The following is a 21490-nucleotide window of genomic DNA, read 5'->3' on the forward strand; positions in this document are numbered from 1 at the left end:
TATTTAATCGATGTTAGCGCTGATCAGGGTGCCGATATTCTCACCCATCACCACCCGGCGCAAGGCGCCCGGCTCGTTCATATTGAACACCATGATCGGCATGCCGTGGTCCCGGGCCAGTGTGAAAGCGGACAGGTCCATCACTTTCAGCTCCTTCTCCAGCACTTCCTGGTGGCTGAGCTTATCATACTTGATCGCCTCCGGGTTTTTGACCGGATCGTCGCTGTAGACGCCGTCCACCTTGGTGGCCTTCATCACCACATCCGCCTCGATCTCGATACCGCGCAGGCAGGCGGCCGAGTCGGTGGTAAAGAAGGGGTTACCAGTACCGGCGGAGAAGATCACCACGCGACCGGACTTGAGCAGGCTGATCGCTTCAGCCCATTGGTAGTTGTCACATACGCCGTTAAGCGGAAATGCCGACATCAAACGGGCATTCACATAGGCACGGTGCAGCGCATCGCGCATCGCCAAACCGTTCATCACGGTCGCCAGCATACCCATGTGATCGCCCACCACGCGGTTCATTCCGGCTTCCGCCAGACCCTTACCGCGGAACAGGTTACCACCGCCAATCACTACGCCTACCTGGACGCCTAACTCGACCAGCTCCTTGATCTCCTGAGCCATGCGGTCCAGCACCTTGGGATCGATGCCGAAGCCCTCGTCCCCCATCAGGGCCTCACCACTGAGTTTTAACAGAATTCGACGGAATGCAGGTTTGGGATTGGTGCTCATAATTTTAAAATCCTGGTGCTAAAAGACCGCAGCCTTCGCTGCGGTCTGAAGATGAAATCAAAGTGTCATTCGCTTACTGCTTGGCAGCAGCAACCTGGGCAGCCACTTCGGCAGCGAAGTCCACTTCTTCTTTCTCGATGCCTTCACCCACTTCCAGGCGAACGAAGTTAACCACGTCAGCGTTGTGCTCTTTGAGCAGCTGGCCTACGGTCTTGGACGGGTCTTTTACGAAAGCCTGACCGGTCAGGGAAACCTCACCGGTGAACTTCTTCATACGACCTTCGACCATCTTCTCGGCGATCTCTTTCGGCTTACCAGAGTTTACGGCGATCTCAACCTGGATCTCACGCTCTTTGGCAACCACCTCTTCGGAAACATCTTCCGGCTTCACGAACTGCGGAGAGCAGGCTGCCACGTGCATGGCGATATCTTTGGCCAGCTCTTCGTCGCCACCGTTGAGAACCGCAACCACACCGATTTTACGGCCGTGGATGTAAGCACCCAGGTTGTCACCTTTGACGATTTCAACACGACGTACGTTCATGTTTTCACCGATCTTGGCAACCAGTTCAGCACGAACGGTATCCACGGTGGAGTCGTTCATCGGGGCAGCGCGCAGCGCTTCGATGTCGGTGATCTGGTTCGCCAGGGCAATGTCGGCTACGCCGTTAGCCAGGGCTTGGAAAGATTTGTCCATGGCAACGAAGTCAGTTTCACAGTTGACTTCAACCATGGCGGCAACGCCATTTTCCTGCTTGATAACAATCAAGCCTTCAGCAGCAACACGGCCGGCTTTCTTGGCCGCTTTGGCCAGACCGGATTTGCGCATGTTTTCGATGGCCAGTTCGATGTCGCCGTTGGTCTCAACCAGGGCTTTCTTACAATCCATCATGCCAGCGCCAGTGCGCTCGCGCAGCTCTTTTACCAGGGAAGCAGTAACTGCCATTGTCATATTCCTCTAGACAGACGTCTGATTTTGAAAAAAGGGGCCCTCGGGGCCCCAATTTAACCAATGATGTTCATCAACCTAAGACAGAACGACGAACATAGTATCTTGGTGATTTGGGAGGGGTGACCCGGCCCAAATTACTCGGCTTCTACGAAACCGTCTTGCTCAGCCTGAACAACCAGGTCTTGGCTGCGACCGTCCTGAACGGCTTGAGCCACTGCAGAGGTGTACAGCTGGATAGCACGGATAGCGTCGTCGTTACCCGGAACGATGTAGTTCACGCCATCCGGGTTGGTGTTGGTATCAACAATAGCAACTACCGGGATGCCCAGGTTGTTGGCTTCTTTGATGGCGATGTGCTCGTGGTCAGCACCGATTACGAACATAACGTCCGGCAGGCCACCCATGTCCTTGATACCACCCAGGGACTTGTCCAGCTTGGCCATTTCGCGAGTGCGCATCAGCGCCTCTTTCTTGGTCAGCTTTTCGAAGGTGCCGTCTTGAGACTGTGCTTCCAGATCTTTCAGGCGCTTGATGGACTGACGAACGGTTTTCCAGTTGGTGAGCATGCCGCCCAGCCAGCGGTTGTCGACGTAGTACTGGCCACAGCTCTGAGCTGCTTCGCGAACCGCTTGAGACGCAGCGCGCTTGGTACCTACGAACAGAACTTTACCGTTCTTGGAGGCCACGTTGCTGATGTAAGCCAGGGCTTCGTTCATCATCGGAACAGTGTGTTCCAGGTTGATGATGTGAACCTTGTTGCGAGCGCCAAAGATGAACGGCTTCATCTTCGGGTTCCAGTAACGGGTTTGGTGACCGAAGTGCACACCGGCCTTCAGCATGTCGCGCATGGAAACAGTAGCCATGATAATTCTCTCTAAAATAGTGGGGTTAAGCCTCCACGTACTCCATAGTCCGACCCCGAAGGGCACCCCGCACTATGTGCCGGTACGTGTGTGGTTTAAAAGTTAACTTTAACGATATAATGACCCCCATTAGGACCAGCCCAACCGTTCGGTAAGCCCGTTCGGTGCAGCCAGACCATGGGAGAGTCGGCGCGCTTTATACCATAAAGCAGCCCCAAGCTCAAACTTCCTGCCTGTGGCGGCCAAAAATCGAACTAAAGAGTAGACCAATGAGCATTGTCATCAAGACCCCGGAAGAGATTGAAAAAATGCGCGTCGCCGGCCGCCTGGCCGCCGAGGTGCTGGAGATGATTGAACCCTATGTGAAAAAGGGCGTGACCACCGACGAGTTGAACCAGCTGTGTCATGACCACATCACCAAGGTTCAGGAAGCGATTCCTGCACCGCTGAACTATCACGGTTTTCCTAAGTCCACCTGCATCTCCATCAATGAGGTGGTCTGTCACGGGATCCCGGGGCACAAGAAGCTCAAAGAGGGGGACATCCTCAACATCGACATCACGGTGATTAAGGATGGCTACCACGGGGACACTTCGAAGATGTTCATCGTCGGCAACACCACGCCCCGCAATCGGAAACTGGTGGAGGTGACTCAAGAAGCCCTCTATGCCGCCATCCGTACCGTCAGGCCAGGCGCCTGCCTGAGCGACATCGGCGCGGCCATCCAACCCATCGCCGACCGGAACGGGTTCTCCGTGGTGCGGGATTTTTGTGGCCACGGTATCGGCGCTGGTTTCCACGAGGAGCCCCAGATTGTTCACTACCGCAACAAGGCGAAGCTCACCCTGCAGGCGGGCATGTGCTTCACCATCGAGCCGATGATCAACGCCGGCGACTACCGCTGTAAGGTCAGCAAGAAAGATGGCTGGACCGCCACCACCAAGGATGGCCAACCTTCCGCTCAATATGAGCACACCCTCCTGGTCACCGAGGATGGCTGTGAAGTATTGACCTGGCGCAGCGAAGAGGAGGGGGCCCTGCCCCAGGTTCTTCACAACGCCTGACCCCGCCTCTTCACTAAGGTCTAGGAATGGACAACGCAGACACCATTCGTCACTGCAAAGCGCAGTTGGCGTCTTTGGAACAAGCTCAGCAGGCCCAGTTTCGCGACGGCGAAGCGATCGGCGTTCTGCTGGGCGCTCGTGCAGCAGCCATGGATGCCCTGCTGCAATCTCTCTGGCAGCAATATGGATTGCATGACAGCCCCATTGCTCTGGTGGCGGTGGGCGGTTACGGCCGCGGCGAGCTGCACCCCAGATCCGACATCGACCTGCTGTTCCTGGTACCGGATGAGTTGCCGGTCCCCCTCGAGGATCGCCTTGGACAATTGCTGACCCTGCTTTGGGACATCGGGCTGGAGCTGGGCCACAGTGTGCGCTCCATTGCCGAAACGGTGATCCAGGCACGTGACGACATCACCATCGCCACCAATCTGCTGGAATCCCGGCTACTGATCGGTGACCAAGCGCGCTATCAACAGCTGCAAGCACAGCTGCAGCAGGAAGACTTCTGGCCCAGTGCCGCATTCTTCCGCGCCAAGTTCGACGAGCAGAAAGCGCGCCACAATCGGGCGACCCCCTTTGATCTCGAACCCAATATCAAGTCCTGCCCCGGTGGCCTGCGCGACATCCAGACAGTAACCTGGGTCGCCCTGCGTCACTTCAAGGTCAGTTGCCTGGCGGAGCTGGCCAGCCAAGGTTATCTTGGCCAGGAGGAACTTGATGAGCTCAATACCTGCCGGGAGTTCCTCTGGCGTCTGCGCTTCGCCCTCCACACGGTCTCCGGGCGGGCAGAGGATCGTCTGCTGTTTGATCACCAACGGGATGTCGCCGGTTTAATGGGCTACAACGACGGCACCCAACTGGCGGTCGAGCAGATGATGAAGCGCTACTACCGCACCGTGCGGGCAGTGCGTGAGCTTAACCAGATGCTGCTGCTGCTGTTCAAGGAGGCCACCCTGGGTCAGAGCGCACTGCCGCCACCGGCCCCCCATACGGAGTTGTTTGATCGTCGAGGCCACTACATCGAAGCCCGCCACGATGGCGTTTTTGATCAGCCGGAGCAGATCCTGCAACTCTTTCTCGATGCCGCCGCCCACCCGGAGATCGATACGGTTTCCGCCGCCACCCTGAGACTGCTGCGGCGTGCCCGCCGGAGACAGAAGCAACCCCTGTCGGAGTTACCGCAGTGCCGAAAGATCTTCATGGCAATCCTGCGCCACCCCGACGGTTTCAAGGCGATGTCACTGATGCATCGCCATGGTGTCCTCGGCATCTACCTCAAGGCCTGGCAGATGATCACCGGGCAGATGCAGTTTGACCTGTTCCATGCCTATACCGTCGATGAGCACACCCATCGGCTGCTGCAGTTTATCGACAGCTTTTCCAAGCCCGAGCACAGCGCCATCTTCCCCCTGGGCAGTGTGCTGATCGACCAGCTGCCGAAGAAGGGACTGCTGGTTCTGGCCGCCATCTTCCACGATATCGGCAAGGGCCGGGGCGGGGATCACAGCAATATCGGCGCCGAAGAAGCGCTGCAGTTCTGCCAGCAACACGGTCTCAATGAGCACGACGGTCGCCTGGTCGCCTGGCTGGTGGAGCATCACCTGCTGATGTCGGTAACCGCACAGCGACGGGACATCACCGATCCCCAGGTGATCGAGGAGTTTGCCGGTAAGGTCAAGGACCAAAACCATCTGGCCTACCTTTACTGCCTGACGGTAGCGGATATCTGCGCCACCAACGACACCCTATGGAACAACTGGAAGGGCTCCCTGCTGCGCGAGCTCTACCACACCACCCGGGATCGTCTGCAGCACGGTATGGCCAAACAGGTTGACACCCGAGCACGGATCCGCGAACACCAATCCAAGGCGCGTAACCAGCTGCTTCGCCAGGGCTTCACCCCTGAGGCGATCGACACCCTCTGGCGTCGCCTGTCCGCGGACTACTTCCTCCGGTTCAGCCCGGAGCAGATCCAGTGGCACAGCGAGCACCTGCTCAACCAGCCAGACACCGCCTACCATGTGCAGCTTTCGGTACACACCACCCGTGGGGGCACCGAGCTGTTCGTCATGGCACCGGATCGACCCGGCCTCTTTACCCGTATCATGGCGGTGCTCGACGCCAAGAAACTCTCCGTTCACGATGCGCAGATCTTCACCACCCGGGACGGGCACGCCATCGACAGCTTCGTGATCCTTGAACATGACGCCACCCCGGTGCAGAATCCCTCGCGCATCGCCAGCATACGCAAGAGCCTGCTAAGGGTATTGCGACGCGACAAGGCCCCGGAGCGGACCCAGCGCCCTCTGCCACGCCGGTTGCGCTCGTTCAGCGTCAAGACGAAGGTCACCTTCCTCAACAGCCACCGTAAGAACACCTCCATGATGGAGCTGGTGACCCTGGACCGACCCGGCCTCCTGGCCCTGATTGGCCAGGTGTTCGAGGAGTGTCACATCGACGTCAAGGCCGCCAAGATCACCACCGTGGGCGAGAAGGCCGAGGACTTTTTCCTCATTGCCAGCCCCGACGGCCGGGCCCTGAGCCCGGATGAACAATCCCTGCTGAAGACGGCGCTCAACAGGGCGCTGCAGCAAAGCCTTTCCCATTGAAGGAGTTCCCATGACCGAATTGCAACAACGCATCGAAGCCGCCTTTGAGCGCCGTGCCGAGATCACCCCCGGCAACGCCGATGCCTCCCTAATCAGCGATGTTCAGCGCGCCCTCGCCCTGCTCGACAGCGGCGAAGCCCGGGTGGCGGAGAAAGTGAACGGCGACTGGGTGGTCAATGAGTGGCTGAAAAAAGCCGTGCTCCTCTCTTTCCGTCTCTTCGACAACCAGGTGATCGATGGCGCGGAGACCCGCTACTTTGACAAGGTACCGATGAAGTTTGCCGGTTATGGCGAAGCCCGCTTCCGCGCAGAGGGGATGCGCGTGGTACCGCCGGCGTCCGTTCGCCAAGGGGCATTCATCGGCAAGGACACCGTCCTGATGCCCTCCTACGTGAACATCGGCGCCTATGTGGACAGCGGCACCATGGTGGACACCTGGGCCACCGTCGGCTCCTGCGCCCAGATCGGTAAAAACGTGCACCTCTCCGGCGGCGTCGGCATCGGTGGCGTTCTGGAGCCCCTGCAGGCCAGCCCCACCATCATCGAGGACAACTGCTTTATCGGTGCCCGCTCCGAGGTTGTGGAGGGGGTGATTGTCGAGGAGGGGTCGGTGATCTCCATGGGGGTCTACATCGGTCAGAGCACCCGGATCTTTGACCGGGAAACCGGTGAAGTTCACTACGGCCGTGTTCCCGCCGGCTCCGTCGTGGTTTCCGGCACCCTGCCCTCCAAGTGCGGCACCTGCGATCTCTACGCCGCCATCATCGTCAAGAAGGTGGATGCCAAAACCCGTGCCAAGGTGGGGATCAACGAGCTGCTGCGCAGCGCCGAGTAACACTTTTGCTCCCCCGAACCACAGACGCCCCGGCCTAATCCCCGGGGCGTCGTCATTTCCGTCGCCCGTTCAGGGCATTCTGCAGTGCCTTTCGCAGCTCCTCGGCCTGGGTCCCCACCACCACCTGGACCCCCTCACCGTGCTGGATCACCGCCTTGGCGCCAAGGCGTTTCAGGCGCTCCGCATCCAGCCGCTCAGGTTGGTACAGTGACAGGCGCAGGCGCGTCAGGCAGGCGTCCACGGACTTCAGGTTCTTCCCGCCCCCCAGCGCCTTCAACAACGCCGCCACCGGCGCGGTCGCCAGGTTGCGGCCGCTGCGCGGCGTGCGCCCGGGGGTCAACAGCTTGAACCGCACGATGACGATACGAAACAGGGTGTAATACACCACGGCAAACAGGGGGCCCAGCCAGACCAGGTCAACGACGTTGCGGCTCAGGTGCAGGTAAAGAAGGAAATCCAGTAACCCCTGGGAGAACACCATACCGTGGTGGATCCCCACCGCGGTCGTCACCATGTAGGCAAGGCCGGTCAGCAGAGCATGGAGCACGAACAGACCCGGCGCAGCAAAAAGAAAGGCAAACTCCACCGGCTCGGTGACGCCGGTCAGCCAGCAGGTAAATGCGGCGGACAGCATGATTCCTGCGGTCTGCCGGCGCTGTCGGGGTTCGGCGCTGCGCCAGATAGCCAGCGCCGCCGCCGGCAATCCCCACATCTTGATCAGGTAGCCACCCGCTAGGTGCCCGGCGTTAGGGTCCCCGGCCAGGAAGCGGGTGATCTCCCCATTGACCGAATAATCCGGATAGACCGCGTACTGCCCCACCTCATAGAAAAACGGCAGGTTCCAGATATGGTGCAACCCCAGGGGAATGAGTAACCGCTCCACGGTGCCATAAAGCCCCCAGGCCAGGACCGGTTGCTGATACAGCACCCATTGGGAGAACAGATCCAGACCGCCCTGCAGACGTGGCCAGAACAGCGCAAAGAGTCCCGCCAGCAGCATGCCACCGGGAACCGTCAGCAGCGCCACCAACCGACGACCGGAGAAAAAAGCCAGGGCCTCGGGCAGTTGGACATCGTGGAAGCGACGATAGACCGCACTGGTCATCAATCCGACAATCACTCCCCCAAGAACACCGGTATTGACCGCTTCAAACCCCATGATCGGGACCGTTTTCCAGCCGTAATGCTGTGCCAGCACCTCCAGTGCCGCCAGCATCGCGGCGTAGCCCGTCACCGCCGCCAGCGCGCCCACACCGTCCTGGTGGCAAAAAGTGAGTGCCACGGCGATGGCGAACAGCAGGGGAAGAAACTCAAAGACTGCGGCACCACAATGGAGCGCAAACTCTGCCAGCAGGGGGGGAATGAAGGGGATGGGGCTGGTTCCTATCCCGACCAAGAGCCCGGCGATAGGAAGCACGGCCACCGGCACCATCAGCGCCTTGCCGACACGCTGGAGCCGATGAAACCAGTTTTTAAACATCACTCGTCGGCCGTGGCCAACGCCGAGGTCAACTGCGAAAGCCACTGGGGCAACCAGGCCAGGGCCAGGCGCTCCGGCTCCATGGTTTCCGTAGCATCGATCTGCAAGCGGGCGCCGATACGTCGGGCCCCCAATTCGGTGAGCAACTCATCGAACTGGCGACCACCGCCACAGAAGGTCTCACCGTAACTGCTGTCGCCCAGCGCGATCACGCCATAATGCAGCTGCGGCAGGTAGGGCGCCTGGTCTTTCAGATCCAGGAAGAGGGGAAGGATATTGTCCGGGAGATCGCCGGATCCGGTTGTGGAGGTGATCACCAGCAGGGGCGTCTCCTCCTGCTCACTGATGGCGCTGGCACTGTCCGATTCGATCCAGTGCACCTCATGGCCCGCCTGTTTCAGGGCATCAGCCACCTGTTCCGCCACGAATTCCGAGGCGCCATAAACCGTCCCCACCGCCAGCGAGATTACCGCCATTGTCCATCCCCTAGTTGCATATCCTCTGCTGTCAACTTACTGTAAGGATCGACGGTGCGCAATACGCCAACCAGGAGCCCGGTCATGCATCAGCGCAGTTTACGACGTCGTCATATCCATCGCCATGTCTGCGTTCGCCGTCGCATCCGGCGCAACGTCTTCTTCGTGACTGAGCAGAAGGAGCACGCGCCTATCGTCTACCCGCGCACTAAGTCCTGACCCGGTAGGCACCGGAATCCGTCGGCCAACCAAAACGTTGCAGTAGCGGCTGCCACTCCGGCTCCAGATCGCATTCGATCCAAAGCGGATCCTCGCTGCGCGGATGCCGTAACCCCATTGCCTTGGCAACGAGCCAAAGTCGCTGGATACCGAACGCTTCCCGATAAAGCTTGTTATGGTGACGACACCCATGGGTGGTATCACCCACGATGGGGTGACGCAGATGCGCCATATGGCGGCGTAACTGGTGTTTGCGCCCCGTCTGCGGCCTTAACTCCATCAAGGTATAGCGGGCACTGGGATAACGACTGACCGGGATCGGCAGCTCAACCTGACGCAACGGTGCAAAGTGGGTCACCGCCTCCTGGGGCGGTTTATCCTGCTTCGCATGTTTATCCGCGATGGCATCCAGCTCCTCTTTCAGGGGGTAATCCAGCGTCCCCGCTTCATTGAGGTGGCCCCGGCACAGGGCAAGATACACCTTTTCAACCTGATGAGCGGCAAACTGCTCCGACAACCGACGGGCCATTAATGCACTCTTGGCAAAGAGCAGTACCCCGGATGTAGGACGGTCCAGGCGGTGGACCGGAAACACGTGGCAGCCAACCTGGTCGCGGGTCATCTGCATGGCAAACTGCGTTTCGTGACGATCCAGCCAGCTACGGTGCACCAAAAGACCCGAGGGCTTGTGCACCGCGACCAAATCCTCATCCTCGTAAAGAATCGGGATCATCGGCCCCCCTGCGACAGGCAGAGATCCAGGCGCCCAAGATGGGCAATCAGGAGCTGGCACTGGGGGTGGTTGCGAAACGCCTCCTCGGCCATGGGTTTTAAGGCAATGGCTGTGGGCAGGCTCCGCCGCTCTGCCACCAGAAGACGCATCCGCGGGACAAAGAGAAATTGCAGCCACTGCTCGAACCTGAGGGTATCCACACAAAATGGCAGTGGACTGGCCAGCGCCGCCGCATCCGGCGGCGCGGCTTGCCAAAGCTCCGCCTCTCGCATCAGCCGTTCGAGGACCAACAACTGGTCCGCCACCGCATGATACAGGGCTTCGGATCCATCACTCGTCATAAGCGCTCCACAAAAGGGCAAAAGGCTGGGCGCGGGATCATACCATCCGGCGGATGAGCCACCTATAATGGCCCAAATTTCCCACGAGCCGTGTCATGGAAAGTCTTACCACACTCGACCAGTTTCTCACTCAAGCCGGCGTGCAGTATCAGGTTTACGATTTGGGACGCCGAGTGGTTCCCCTGGACCCCACACTGTTCCAGCGCTTCGAAGCCACCGAGCAACCCTACCCCTACCCCCGGGCCCAGCATGCTTGGCTTGGGATCCTGTTTTGGGATCCCCAGCGCTCGACTCAGCACTTTGTCTGGTTTCTCAAGCTGCCGCTGGATGAACAGGGAAAACTCAACCCGGCGGCGCGCAGTCAGTTCCTGCAGATGGTGGTGGAGGCCCTGGGTCAGGATCCCGCAGCGGCAATGGCACCGGAGCAGCAGGAGCGGTTGAACAACAACCCTTTCACCTTCACGCCTACCCAGGAAAAGATGGCGCTGTTCCACGCTCGCGTTCGGCAACAGCTGGCGCAGCCGCCCACTGTCCACTGTGCCCCGGTGCAGGCCTACCTCTGTGGGCACAGCGACCCTCAGCAGTGGCCACAGCTCGGCCTTCAGGGGTTCGCGGACTACCTCTGCCGTTTCCCGCCTCAAGACATCCCACAGGTTGTCGAAACACTGAAAACCCTTCCGCCGGAGCCACGGCACGCCTTTGCCAGCGTCTGCGAACACCTCTCCCTGAACGATGCCCTCGCCGACGCCTGGCTGATGCTGGCAATGCAGGAAACCTCGGGGCCGCAGCGCCTGATGGCTATCCGGGCCATCGCCGGCTGCCCCCTGCAGCGTCAGCAGGGGCTGGATCTCCTGCTGGACCAACCGACGCTGGATGACGAGACGTTGATCGCCATCGCCGCTCGGCTCTGGCAGGGGCTGGATCCCGGGCGCCTGAATCGATACCTTGGGCACTTGGCCGAGGCCCGGTCAGAAACATTCGAACAGATCTTTGTTGATCTGGTCGCCATTCCCCAGCTTCGGGGGGCCATCCTGGCCCTGGTGCAGGATCCCGCACGCCCCAAAGCACTGGCCGATGCGATCCTGTGCCTGCGCCAAACCCTGAGGAGCCGCAACCATGTTTAGCCTGATGGAACTGATGCTACTGCTCTGCTGTGGCGTAATCGCCATGCTGTTCTGGCAACTGCGACAGATCTCTGAAGCCGCGGGCTTTCACGCCCAGCGGCTGTGCCAACAGCGGCGACTGCAGCTGCTCAATGTCGCCCGAGTCAAAGCCAGACTTGGCAAAATCCCGGGGCATGGGCTGGGCTGGCGCACCGAATACCAGGTCGAATTCAGTACCGATGGCCTCAACAGCCTGACCGCCAAAATGGCGTTTCTGGGGCCGCGACTGAATGAGGCAACACTGCCACTCTACCCGGAGCCGGAATGGCAACAAGCTCCCGCCAACCGGGGACGGATAGGCATGGGGAGCTGCAGCAGTAGTGGTTGCGGCAGTAAAAGCAGCTGCGGCTCAAAACGCTGCTGACTCTCCTCGCCAGTGTGCCCTCTCGCTGAACTTCACCGCATAAACAAGCAAAAAAAAGAACCGCAACAGTTACCTGTTGCGGTTCGGGTACCACATCTACGCCAACTATCCGTGTTGAATTGATGCTCCCTGCATCCTCCTTGCGTACCGATGCTCCTTGCACTTTCCTTAGCTGATCCATCAGCTTCCCTGTACTCCCGTGTCCCCGCTCCTGCGAAGTCCCCTTCCCTGGGGTGTGCCACCCTCGGCATCCTGCCTATCCCTGGTGGCCAACACGCTCAACGTACTCACTTCCTTGTGACGGCCCCATCCTGCGGCCGAACATGCTCCATCCTGGAGCGGTCCTACATCTTCCTTGATTAACCCATTGTTTCGATGACCGCATCCTGCTGCCACCGAAGGGTTATCTGTCGTTTCCTGACAAAACCAGAGTCTAGTTCAGTGATATCGACAAACAACCCAATGTTAACAAAAGGTTTTTTATCTGAAATCCAAGGCACAACCGTCAACCGGGATAAATGTCTTTAAAAATCAAAAATTTGACTTATCAAAGCACGATAACCACACCGCTTCGGCGGGACATTTTCTTACAGGGTAAAGAGAAATTCGACTCAACAATCATCGGGTTAAGTCGCCGCGTTAAAGAACGGTAGCGGACAAGCTGGTCATGCGAAGAAGAGATGCTGGCGCCGATAAGAGACCGGGCCATAAAAAAGCGGGCCGCAACAAAGTTGCGGCCCTTAAGGTACGTGTCAAGCTATCCCGCTTAAATTGGCGCCACTCCCTGGCCCATCCCTGCGTCACTTGCCAATCCCTGCATCATCCTTGGCTGTTCCATCAGCATTCCCTGAACAAACCGTTCTAACCATCCTGGCAGAGCATCATCCTGGCACTCAGCGCACAATCGAAACTGCGCGTTTTCCTCCCTGCGGCGAACATCCCCATCCGCCTGAGTATCCGTTCCTGTCCCACTCCCTGTGGTAACAGCACGCCACTCACTCATTTCCCAGCAGGCCAACTCCTTGTCAGACAAGCCATGAAACCAGTTACCGCTCCTTGGTGTCTCCCATTCTATGCAAATCCACCCTGACCACAACCCCTTTACTCAAACGCTACGGGCCCGCAACCAAAGAACGCTCCGTACACCACTACGAAACCTTTGACTTACATCGAGATAAAATAAAAGACCGGCAAGAACTCGGGACCCTGACGGGCAATACTCTCCCAAGGGAAATGGACAATCTCTTACACGAGATATCAGAGATCCTTCACCTTAAATCAGCCTGATACAAGCTTCCGGTCACCTGACCAACATTCAACTCAGCGATGGGATTAAAGCCAAGGCTCTCAAACAGAGGCTTCAGGGTGGGCCAATAGATCATTGTGGCGAGCCCATTGATGTGTCGCTCTCGCTCCAGTGCAATGACCGAGCTCAGTAGCTGAGCACCATAGCCGCGTCGACGGTAGGCCGGGGCCACAGCCACAAACTGCAGCAGATGGGTACGATCGAAATCCAGGCGCTCGAGGATCTCCTGCTCCCGCGCCATCCATTGACGGGCGCCGCTCCAGCCAGTTCCGAGCGCCATCTTCAGACGCCAGTTCCAGAAACGTTCCTGGCCCAGCGGGTAAGCCCCGTCGAGCAGAGACGCCACGCCCACAAGGGCACCCTCCAGTTCCAGGCCGACAAAGATCTGCTCGCGCTGCCACAACTCATGCAACTCCTCCCGGATCGCCGCACGCAGGCGCTGCTCATAGTTATCCGCAGGGAAAACGGAACGAAAAAAGGGATCATCTCGATATGCCTGAAGCAGAAGGGACGCGGCGACACGAAGATCATCCGCACTGAGATAACGCACTTCCGGTGAGGGGGCAACCGCCGGCTCCATGGCACTCTCCTGATGAAAACTTGACCAATGCAAACATCGGTCAAAACTTAGGTAAAAATCAAGCTCAGGAGCAATCGATGGACACCACACCCACAGACTTAACCCACCTTTTTGAACAATTGGGACTGGATCCGGAGCAAACCGCGATGGACCACTTCATCTCAACCCACCGGCTGGCGCCGGAGCAGGCTTTAGAGGAGGCCCCATTCTGGACACCGTCACAACGGGCATTTCTCAGGGAGGAGAAGCAGCAGGATGCCGAGTGGGTAGAAACCATCGATATTCTGGACACCCTGCTGCGGGGATAGGGAGACTCGCGGCCCGGGAGGCGATCAGATAGCCAAGTTCACCGCGGTTTCACCCCAACCGGTGACGGCACCGTCACGGAAAACCACCGGTGTGCACTCCTCCTTCTCGGTTACGCCATCTCCGTGTAGGCGATGGGTTCGGTAATACAGTACCTGAACCACCCCTTGATCCTTCTGATAGACTTCGTTGAAATCTGCGGTACCCATAATGACGCGCACCTGGTCCACGGTCATACCCAGGCTGATCTGGGCCAGGTTCTTACGATTGCGCTCCTGTTGCTTCTCCCAGCTGCTCAGGTGATCCGCGTCCCAGCCGCCGTCACCGCCCACCTTTACCACGCAACCGCTTAAACTGGTGATCGCCATCGCCGCAAGGGTGGCCGCAAGTATGGTTTTTTTCATCGTTGACATCCTGTGTTCATTAAGGGTTCGCAGTGCTTATAACAAAAGTCGTGCCAACCACGAAAATCACCTTTAAATCAATGGTATAATTATTTCCCGTTGCGCTTACAGTTTTCAATCAGGCAAACTCTTAGCGAAATTCACTAACGGTTTTGCCCGAACATGATGGAACCTGAAATTCGCGCCGCACTTTGCCGCCTGCACGACACCGGCCCCACCCTGGCCCTGTTGAAAAAGCAAACCGGGCATCGTTTTCCTCTCCCCATGCTGATCAGCGCCTTGCAAAGTTACAAGGCCAATCCGGACGCCTTTGCCGAGGCACCACAGACCATGCCCGCCGCCCCCGAAGCCGGTCCATCAAGCGCTTCAGATCTTGAAGAGCTTGAGCACAGGGTGGCGACACTGGAAGCGCTGGTAACGCAGCTGCAGGCAGAGATTGCCCAACTGCTGGCCCGGCAGAAATAACTCCCCTGGGGGCTTCCAGTTGGCGGGCACAGACAACCGCCCTATACTGACGCCCCTTTTTCCAGTGAACCGTCGGGAGCTCCCATGTACCTAGCTGAAGTCCGATTCGAATGTTTTGCCGACACCACCCTCACCGCGGTGGAACAAGCGATCAATGGACTGATGGAGGCGTGGCGCAACAACGGTCAGGTATTGGGACGGGAGTTTCCGCTGGTGCAGCAGGAAGCGGAGTTTCGCCTACGTGTGATGTGCCCGGGGCGGGACAGCCTGGAACACCGCCACACCAGTTCCTGGGGCCGTCATGCTCTGGCCCAGCTGACCGAAGCCAAGCTGCTCCAGCCCCGTTTCAAGCTGCTGGGACGTGACATCAACGCCGACCATTGTGCCGATCAGGCCCCGGTCAACTGGCAGGTGCTTTATACCACCTATGTGCATAGCAGCTCTCCGGTTCGCGATGGGGACAGCTTTCAACCGGTTCCCCTCTACCGCCTGCCCGCCAGCTTCAATGGCGATCACAAGGCGCTGATCAAGTGGCAGACGGAGTGGCAAGCCTGTGACGAGCTGCAGATGGCCGGCAGTGGTGCGGTGGAGCATGCGGCCCTGAATGAGATCGCATCGGTAGAGAGTGTCCTGTTTCGCCGGGGCTGGGATCTCCGAGGTCGACTGGAGTACCTCACCAAGGTGCCCACTTACTACTACCTCTACCGGGTCGGGGGCAGCAGCCTGGAGGAGGAGCGGGAGCGCCCCTGCCCACGCTGCGGCAGCCGAGACTGGGCACTGGAATCCCCGCAGCACGATCTCTTCGCCTTCAAGTGCGAACCCTGTCGCCTGGTCTCTAATCTCTCCTGGGATCTGCAGCATGGCTGACGGAGTCGACTAAGGTCGAATTAACCACAGAGGCGTTTGCGCGCAGGGTGATCACTCCCTCTCAGTCAGAAAGGAAGCGACATGATCTACGCCAAGCCCGGCACCGAGGGTGCCCCATTCCAGTTCCAGTCCCAATATCACAATTTCATCAACGGCCAATGGGTCGCGCCGGTTAATGGCCGCTACTTCGACGATATCTCCCCGGTGGATGGCTCGGTGATTGCCGCCGTGGCCCGCTCTGACGCCGACGACATCAACCTGGCGCTGGATGCGGCCCATGCCGCCCAGGCCGACTGGGGCAAACGCAGCCCCACCGAGCGCAGCAACCTGCTGCTGAAGATCGCCGACCGCATCGAGCAGCACGCGGAAACCTTGGCGTACGTGGAAACCTGGGAAAATGGTAAGGCGATCCGCGAAACCCTTAACGCTGACCTGCCCCTCTGCGTCGACCATTTTCGCTATTTCGCCGGTGCGATAAGGGCCCAGGAGGGCAGCCTGGGCGAGATTGATGAGCACACCACCGCCTACCACTTCCACGAGCCTCTGGGCGTGGTGGGCCAGATCATCCCCTGGAACTTTCCCCTGTTGATGGCCGCATGGAAACTGGGCCCCGCCCTGGCGGCGGGCTGCAGCGTGGTACTTAAACCGGCAGAGCAGACCCCTATCTCCATCCTGGTGCTGATGGAGCTGATCGGTGATCTGATCCCCCCTGGCGTCGTTAACGTGGTCAACGGCATGGGCGAGGAGGCAGGAGCTGCCCTGGCCACCTCGAACCGCATCGCCAAGCTGGCCTTTACCGGGTCCACCGCCGTCGGACAGCAGATCATGCGCTGCGGTGCCGACTCCCTGATCCCGGTCACCCTGGAGCTGGGGGGCAAATCCCCCAACATCTATTTCGAGGATGTGATGGCCGAGGACGACGCCTTCTTCGACAAGTGCCTGGAAGGCTTGCTACTGGGCTTTTTCAACCAGGGGGAGGTGTGTACCTGCCCCTCTCGGGCGCTGGTCCAATCCTCCATCTATCCGCAGTTTATCGAGCGCCTGCTCGACCGGGCCCGGCAGATCCGCCAGGGCAACCCGCTGGATACCGAGACCCAGGTTGGCGCCCAGGTATCCCAGGAGCAGTTCGACAAGATCCTCTCCTACATGGAGATTGCCCAGAACGAAGGGGCGGAGTTCCTGTTGGGAGGTGAGGCAGCCAAGGTCACGCCGGATTTGGCAAACGGCTTCTATGTGCAGCCCACCTTGCTCAAGGGCGAGAACAAGATGCGGGTCTTCCAGGAGGAGATCTTTGGCCCAACCCTGGGGATAACCACCTTCGAGGATGAGGCGGAAGCCCTGGCCATCGCCAATGACACCCAGTACGGCCTGGGCGCCGGAGTCTGGACCCGGGATCAGAACCGGGCTTACCGCATGGGACGGGGGATCCAGGCCGGACGGGTGTGGATCAACTGCTACCACCTCTACCCGGCCCACGCCGCCTTCGGTGGCTATAAGCGCTCCGGCATCGGCCGCGAGACCCACCTCAAGGCACTGGGGAACTACCAACAGACCAAGAACCTGCTGATCAGTTACGACCCCAACCCATTGGGCTTTTTCTAACGACCCTGTGCCTTAGAACCCGTCATCCATGGGGGCCTCTGGGCCCCCATCTTTATGGCGCTTTGGCCATAATTTTGTGGCCATCGGCAGCGTCCATAGCTCAATGCCACGCGGTGGCCTATCTGGCTGCGCGGCCCGGCCTGAGTCAGGAGCCGCCCCTGAGGGCAACAGCTGATATCACCCCCGGCGCAGGTGAGACCACATCCGTTTCAGCCTGGGCAATAGACCCGGCGCTTCATCCGGCACTGCCTCTTCGGCCGTCATCGGCGGCAAAGCCACCCGGGGCGACAACTGAGACAGCAGCCCCTCAAGACTCTCCGCCAAACGTTGATGGGGGAGTTGACCCGGGATCTCCAACCACACGCTGCCACTCTCGTTTTCCAGCACCAGCATCTCTTCCCCCTCGCCCAGGAGGCCGATAAAGATCGTGGCAGGCTGTTTGAGGCTGCGCTTCATCATCAGGTGACCTATCAGGTTCTCCTGCAATCGGGGCAGCTCCTCCGGGCTCCAAAGCTGCAGCAACTCCCCCTGGCCAAATTCCGCGTCAAACTGCAGCGGCCCGGCAAAAAATTGGCCGTAGTGGGCGCTCACCGACGGATGGAGCGTCAGGGACAACGCGGCCTCGATATTATCGAAGCGAACCTGGGGCTGCTGGGCCACCGGCTGCCACAGAGCCCTCCCCTCCTCGTCCCTGCCCTGCAGCGCCGGCCCCGGCTCATCCTGCTCGCAAGCGGGCAGAGTTCCCAGGCTCCTCTGCCAGGCCTGAAGGTAACGCTGAATGAAATGGGACAGGGGAGATTCCGGCATCATGGGCCTCTTACTGGGTGAATTACGGTAAACTGATGCCATATTGTGTCACGAATTGAGATGATCATGTCACACCACGATCCCTACAAGGGCGCGGACGCCCTCAACGGCCTGACCCTCGGCCAACGCACCCAGTACCACGACCAGTACGATCCCAGCCTGTTGCAGGCGGTCCCCCGCAGCCTGAACCGGGACGCACTGGGCCTCAGTGGCCCCCTGCCCTTCGGTGGGGCAGATCTCTGGACCGGCTTCGAGCTCTCCTGGCTCAACGCCAAGGGGAAGCCGATGGTGGCCATCGCCCACTTTCGCCTGCCGGCCACCAGCACCAACCTGGTGGAATCCAAATCCTTCAAGCTCTACCTCAACAGCTTCAACCAGACCCGTATCGCCTCCATGGCCGAGCTAACGGAGCGCCTGCAGCGGGATCTCAGCGTCTGTGCCGAGGGGGAGGTGGAGGTTGAGCTGGTGCGGCCACAGGCGTTTGCCCGACAGGGCCTGGTGGAGCTGGAGGGGGAGTGTATTGATGAGCTCGATATCGCCATCGACAACTACGATTTTCGTCCCGACTACCTGGAGGAGGCGGCCCGGGGCGAGTGGGTCTCGGAAACCCTGCGCAGTGATCTGCTCAAGTCCAACTGCCTGATCACCTCCCAGCCGGACTGGGGCAGCGTCCAGATCCGGTACCAGGGGCCGAAGATCGACCATGAAGCCCTGCTGCGCTACCTGATCAGTTTCCGCCAGCACAACGAGTTTCATGAGCAATGCGTGGAGCGGATCTTCATAGACCTGAAGCGCTACTGCCACTGTGACAAGCTCAGCGTCTACGCCCGCTACACGCGGCGCGGTGGCCTGGATATCAACCCGTTCCGATCCGATTTTGAACCGGTTCCGGGCCACAACACCCGCCTTGCCCGCCAGTGACCGGGAGCCTCCGGCGACTCGGGTCAGATGGCTCAGGCCGTTTCCGTGCTCCGTGCCAGGTTCCTCATCACTTCGTTGTAAGTCATGAAGTAGGTCTCTTTGCCAAACAGCTCGAGGTTGGGGATCACCCCTTTGCGGACAAACAGATCCAGGGTCGAGGGGAGCGGATCTACCAGCACCAGCTTGCGGCTGTAGATGGCAGCCAGGCGAACCAGGTCCAGGTAGCTGTGGCTTGGGGTCTGGTAGCTGAGATCGGCCCAGTAGCGCGCCGTTTCCACCAGCTCCGGCGGAAAGTTCCAGTGCTTCAGTACCGCTTCCCCCAACTGGGGACTAAGCCGCTCGATCACCCGCATCAGGCGCTCGTGGTCGGTAAAGAGATGGGGGTAGCGCTCAAACTGCTTTATCAGGGGCAAGGCACCGATATTGTGGACCTGGCAGGCCAGCAACAGGGTATCGCTATTGAGGTGCAGCAGGCTGCCCTGCTCATGTTGACAGGCCAGCACCCCAAGGGCACAGCTGGCCACCTCGATATTGCTCTGCCAGAGCGTCTCCAGCACCTCCCAGGCGGTGGGTTGCTCAGTGAAGAACAGTTGATGCATAGCCGCTGCGGAGGCCTGGTTCCGCAGCAGCTCCTCTCCCAGGCGTTTGGCGGCTTTGCTGAGGCTGTCAGCCTGGCGATCTCCGCCGAAGCCGGCGGAGTTGGCCAGCGCCACCATTCGTGCGGCCAGGGCGGGGTCTTTATTGATCTCCTGGACCAGTCTCTCCAGTGCGACGCTCTTGGTCACCGCCAGGTTGCGAACATTCATCGCCACTTCCGGCAGGCTTGGCAATACCATTTTATCGTCGTTGATCATCTGCACCAGCTGGATCAACATCGCCCTTTCCGTTGCCATCGTCGTTTTATCTCTTCCTTGAGTCCCTTACGGCAGTCACCGAAGGGAACCGGGCACAGCGCCCACTTGTCTACATTTGCAACAGCGTCTGGCCGGCAGTAGAATGCCCGCCGCACTGAATGCCCCTGAGGTCACCCATGTTGAAACCCGAACTGCTTTCTCCCGCCGGCACACTGAAAAACATGCGCTACGCCTTTGCCTATGGCGCCGATGCCGTATACGCCGGCCAGCCCCGTTACAGTCTGCGGGTTCGCAACAACGACTTTAACCTTGAGAATCTTGCCACCGGGATCCAAGAAGCACATCAGCTTGGCAAAAAACTCTATGTGGTGTCCAACATTTCACCGCACAACGCCAAGCTAAAAACTTTTATTCGTGACCTCACACCCGTGGTCGATATGGGCCCGGATGCCCTGATCATGTCCGATCCCGGCCTGATCATGATGGTTAAGGAGCAGTGGCCGGACCAGCCGATCCACCTCTCCGTTCAGGCCAACGCCATCAACTGGGCTTCAGTCAAGTTCTGGCAGCAGCAGGGTATCGAGCGGGTGATCCTCTCCCGCGAGCTCTCCCTGGATGAGATCGAGGAGATCCGTATGCGCTGCCCGGAGATGGAGCTGGAGGTGTTTGTCCACGGCGCCCTCTGCATGGCTTACTCCGGTCGTTGTCTGCTCTCCGGCTACATCAATAAGCGCGACCCCAACCAGGGCACCTGCACCAACGCTTGTCGCTGGAAGTACGACGTGCATGAAGCCAAGGAGAACGAGAGCGGGGATGTTGTCGCGGTTGACCCGACCCTGGGCCAGGGGAAACCCAGTGACCAGGTGGTGCTGCTGCAGGAGGCAAATCGGCCCGGTGAATACATGCCGGCGTTTGAAGATGAGCACGGTACCTACATCATGAACTCCAAGGATCTTAGGGCGATCCAGCATGTCGAGCGCCTGAGCAAGATGGGGGTTCACAGCCTTAAGATCGAGGGCCGAACCAAGAGTTTCTATTACGTGGCACGCACCGCCCAACTCTACCGCAAGGCGATCGACGATGCCGCCGCCGGCCGGCCCTTCGACCCCTCCCTGATGGCAGGGCTCGAGTCCCTGGCGCACCGTGGCTACACCGAAGGTTTCCTGCGTCGCCACACCCATGACAGTTACCAGAACTACGATTACGGCTACTCTGTCTCTGACAAGCAGCAGTTTGTCGGCGAGTTTACCGGCGAACGCAATGCGGCCGGTTTGGCGGAGGTGCTAGTGAAGAACCGCTTCGAGGTGGGTAACGGCGTCGAGCTCATGACCCCCCAAGGCAACCTCAACCTGCGGCTGGGCCATATCGAGAACCGCAAAGGCGAAAGCGTCGAGGTGGCACCGGGTAACGGCCACACCGTTTACCTGCCGGTCAATGAGTCGCTGGATCTCTCCCACGCCATCCTGATGCGCAATCTCGATGAGGGCCAGACCACACGCAACCCCAAGGCGGTCAACCCGCTGGCGGAGCAGAAGGCGTAA

General features: G+C 59.5%; 23 protein-coding genes. 12 read left to right on the forward strand and 11 right to left on the reverse strand.

Annotated features, from left to right (window positions below):
- Positions 1-3: 3 nt before the first annotated feature.
- The 3 genes from pyrH to rpsB all read right to left on the reverse strand — a co-directional run bounded on the left by pyrH (position 4) and on the right by rpsB (position 2553).
- Positions 4-738: a UMP kinase gene (gene pyrH / locus ABD997_RS07870; RefSeq protein WP_345316464.1), complete on the reverse strand. Its 735-nt coding sequence runs from the start codon at positions 736-738 to the stop codon at positions 4-6.
- A 73-nt stretch (positions 739-811) separates the two neighbouring features.
- On the reverse strand, positions 812-1684 hold the full coding sequence (gene tsf / locus ABD997_RS07875) for a translation elongation factor Ts (RefSeq protein WP_345316465.1): 873 nt from the start codon (positions 1682-1684) through the stop codon (positions 812-814).
- A 140-nt stretch (positions 1685-1824) separates the two neighbouring features.
- On the reverse strand, positions 1825-2553 hold the full coding sequence (gene rpsB / locus ABD997_RS07880; protein ID WP_345316466.1) for a 30S ribosomal protein S2: 729 nt from the start codon (positions 2551-2553) through the stop codon (positions 1825-1827).
- A gap of 269 nt (positions 2554-2822) precedes the next feature.
- Between rpsB and map the strand changes: the two genes are divergently transcribed.
- Genes map through dapD form a run of 3 tightly spaced genes read left to right on the forward strand, consistent with a single transcriptional unit; the run spans position 2823 to position 7061 of the window.
- Positions 2823-3617 carry a type I methionyl aminopeptidase gene (gene map / locus ABD997_RS07885; protein ID WP_345316467.1) on the forward strand — a complete coding sequence of 265 codons (795 nt, stop codon included), beginning with the start codon at positions 2823-2825 and terminating at the stop codon, positions 3615-3617.
- A gap of 26 nt (positions 3618-3643) precedes the next feature.
- Positions 3644-6226: a [protein-PII] uridylyltransferase gene (gene glnD / locus ABD997_RS07890; protein ID WP_345316468.1), complete on the forward strand. Its 2583-nt coding sequence runs from the start codon at positions 3644-3646 to the stop codon at positions 6224-6226.
- A gap of 10 nt (positions 6227-6236) precedes the next feature.
- Positions 6237-7061, forward strand: a complete 825-nt coding sequence (gene dapD / locus ABD997_RS07895) for a 2,3,4,5-tetrahydropyridine-2,6-dicarboxylate N-succinyltransferase (protein ID WP_345316469.1) — start codon at positions 6237-6239, stop codon at positions 7059-7061.
- Between the two features lie 52 nt (positions 7062-7113).
- On the opposite strand, the gene ABD997_RS07900 is transcribed toward dapD, so the two are convergent.
- On the reverse strand, positions 7114-8541 hold the full coding sequence (locus ABD997_RS07900) for a PTS transporter subunit EIIC (protein ID WP_345316470.1): 1428 nt from the start codon (positions 8539-8541) through the stop codon (positions 7114-7116).
- The gene (locus tag ABD997_RS07905) at positions 8541-9017 is read right to left on the reverse strand and encodes a flavodoxin (protein WP_345316471.1); all 477 of its coding nucleotides are present in this window, start codon (positions 9015-9017) and stop codon (positions 8541-8543) included. Before ABD997_RS07905 ends, ABD997_RS07900 begins: the two co-directional genes overlap by 1 nt.
- An 84-nt stretch (positions 9018-9101) precedes the next feature.
- Here ABD997_RS07905 and ABD997_RS07910 point away from each other — a divergent pair, with 84 nt between their 5' ends.
- A complete protein-coding gene (locus tag ABD997_RS07910; RefSeq protein ID WP_345316472.1) occupies positions 9102-9236 on the forward strand; it encodes a hypothetical protein in 135 nt (44 codons plus the stop codon).
- On the opposite strand, the gene truC is transcribed toward ABD997_RS07910, so the two are convergent.
- Complete coding sequence (gene truC, locus ABD997_RS07915) at positions 9226-9969, reverse strand: tRNA pseudouridine(65) synthase TruC (RefSeq protein ID WP_345316473.1); 744 nt, start codon at positions 9967-9969, stop codon at positions 9226-9228. The two genes, ABD997_RS07910 and truC, sit on opposite strands and share 11 nt — an antisense overlap.
- Entirely contained in the window at positions 9966-10310 is a 345-nt protein-coding gene (locus ABD997_RS07920) for a YqcC family protein (RefSeq protein WP_345316474.1), read from the reverse strand. The genes truC and ABD997_RS07920 overlap by 4 nt, the downstream gene beginning before the upstream one ends.
- Positions 10311-10405: 95 nt before the next feature.
- Here ABD997_RS07920 and ABD997_RS07925 point away from each other — a divergent pair, with 95 nt between their 5' ends.
- Positions 10406-11434 carry a DUF3549 family protein gene (locus tag ABD997_RS07925; RefSeq protein WP_345316475.1) on the forward strand — a complete coding sequence of 343 codons (1029 nt, stop codon included), beginning with the start codon at positions 10406-10408 and terminating at the stop codon, positions 11432-11434.
- Entirely contained in the window at positions 11427-11837 is a 411-nt protein-coding gene (locus ABD997_RS07930) for a DUF3301 domain-containing protein (RefSeq protein ID WP_345316476.1), read from the forward strand. The genes ABD997_RS07925 and ABD997_RS07930 overlap by 8 nt, the downstream gene beginning before the upstream one ends.
- Positions 11838-13105: 1268 nt before the next feature.
- Here the strand turns inward: ABD997_RS07930 and ABD997_RS07935 are convergent.
- Entirely contained in the window at positions 13106-13723 is a 618-nt protein-coding gene (locus tag ABD997_RS07935; RefSeq protein ID WP_345316477.1) for a GNAT family N-acetyltransferase, read from the reverse strand.
- A 77-nt stretch (positions 13724-13800) separates the two neighbouring features.
- Between ABD997_RS07935 and ABD997_RS07940 the strand changes: the two genes are divergently transcribed.
- Positions 13801-14031, forward strand: coding sequence for a DUF2789 domain-containing protein (locus tag ABD997_RS07940; RefSeq protein ID WP_345316478.1), 231 nt, complete (start codon positions 13801-13803; stop codon positions 14029-14031).
- Between the two features lie 24 nt (positions 14032-14055).
- On the opposite strand, the gene ABD997_RS07945 is transcribed toward ABD997_RS07940, so the two are convergent.
- Positions 14056-14433, reverse strand: coding sequence for a DUF3192 domain-containing protein (locus tag ABD997_RS07945; RefSeq protein WP_345316479.1), 378 nt, complete (start codon positions 14431-14433; stop codon positions 14056-14058).
- Positions 14434-14595: 162 nt separating this feature from the next.
- Here ABD997_RS07945 and ABD997_RS07950 point away from each other — a divergent pair, with 162 nt between their 5' ends.
- The 3 genes from ABD997_RS07950 (at position 14596) to exaC (ending at position 17367) form a co-directional block, all read left to right on the forward strand.
- Positions 14596-14898, forward strand: coding sequence for a bZIP transcription factor (locus ABD997_RS07950; protein ID WP_345316480.1), 303 nt, complete (start codon positions 14596-14598; stop codon positions 14896-14898).
- Positions 14899-14982: 84 nt separating this feature from the next.
- Positions 14983-15765, forward strand: coding sequence for a Zn-ribbon-containing protein (locus ABD997_RS07955; RefSeq protein WP_345316481.1), 783 nt, complete (start codon positions 14983-14985; stop codon positions 15763-15765).
- 81 nt (positions 15766-15846) lie between these two features.
- Positions 15847-17367, forward strand: a complete 1521-nt coding sequence (gene exaC, locus ABD997_RS07960) for an acetaldehyde dehydrogenase ExaC (RefSeq protein ID WP_345316482.1) — start codon at positions 15847-15849, stop codon at positions 17365-17367.
- A 177-nt stretch (positions 17368-17544) separates the two neighbouring features.
- Here exaC and syd read toward each other — a convergent pair whose 3' ends face one another.
- Complete coding sequence (syd, locus tag ABD997_RS07965; RefSeq protein ID WP_345316483.1) at positions 17545-18177, reverse strand: SecY-interacting protein; 633 nt, start codon at positions 18175-18177, stop codon at positions 17545-17547.
- A gap of 60 nt (positions 18178-18237) precedes the next feature.
- Here syd and queF point away from each other — a divergent pair, with 60 nt between their 5' ends.
- On the forward strand, positions 18238-19095 hold the full coding sequence (gene queF, locus ABD997_RS07970; RefSeq protein ID WP_345316586.1) for an NADPH-dependent 7-cyano-7-deazaguanine reductase QueF: 858 nt from the start codon (positions 18238-18240) through the stop codon (positions 19093-19095).
- A gap of 32 nt (positions 19096-19127) precedes the next feature.
- On the opposite strand, the gene ABD997_RS07975 is transcribed toward queF, so the two are convergent.
- Positions 19128-19988, reverse strand: coding sequence for an HDOD domain-containing protein (locus tag ABD997_RS07975; protein WP_345316484.1), 861 nt, complete (start codon positions 19986-19988; stop codon positions 19128-19130).
- Between the two features lie 137 nt (positions 19989-20125).
- Between ABD997_RS07975 and trhP the strand changes: the two genes are divergently transcribed.
- Positions 20126-21490 carry a prephenate-dependent tRNA uridine(34) hydroxylase TrhP gene (gene trhP / locus ABD997_RS07980; protein WP_345316485.1) on the forward strand — a complete coding sequence of 455 codons (1365 nt, stop codon included), beginning with the start codon at positions 20126-20128 and terminating at the stop codon, positions 21488-21490.

It is taken from the genome of Ferrimonas gelatinilytica, assembly GCF_039544205.1.
Taxonomy (GTDB): Bacteria; Pseudomonadota; Gammaproteobacteria; order Enterobacterales; family Shewanellaceae; genus Ferrimonas; species Ferrimonas gelatinilytica.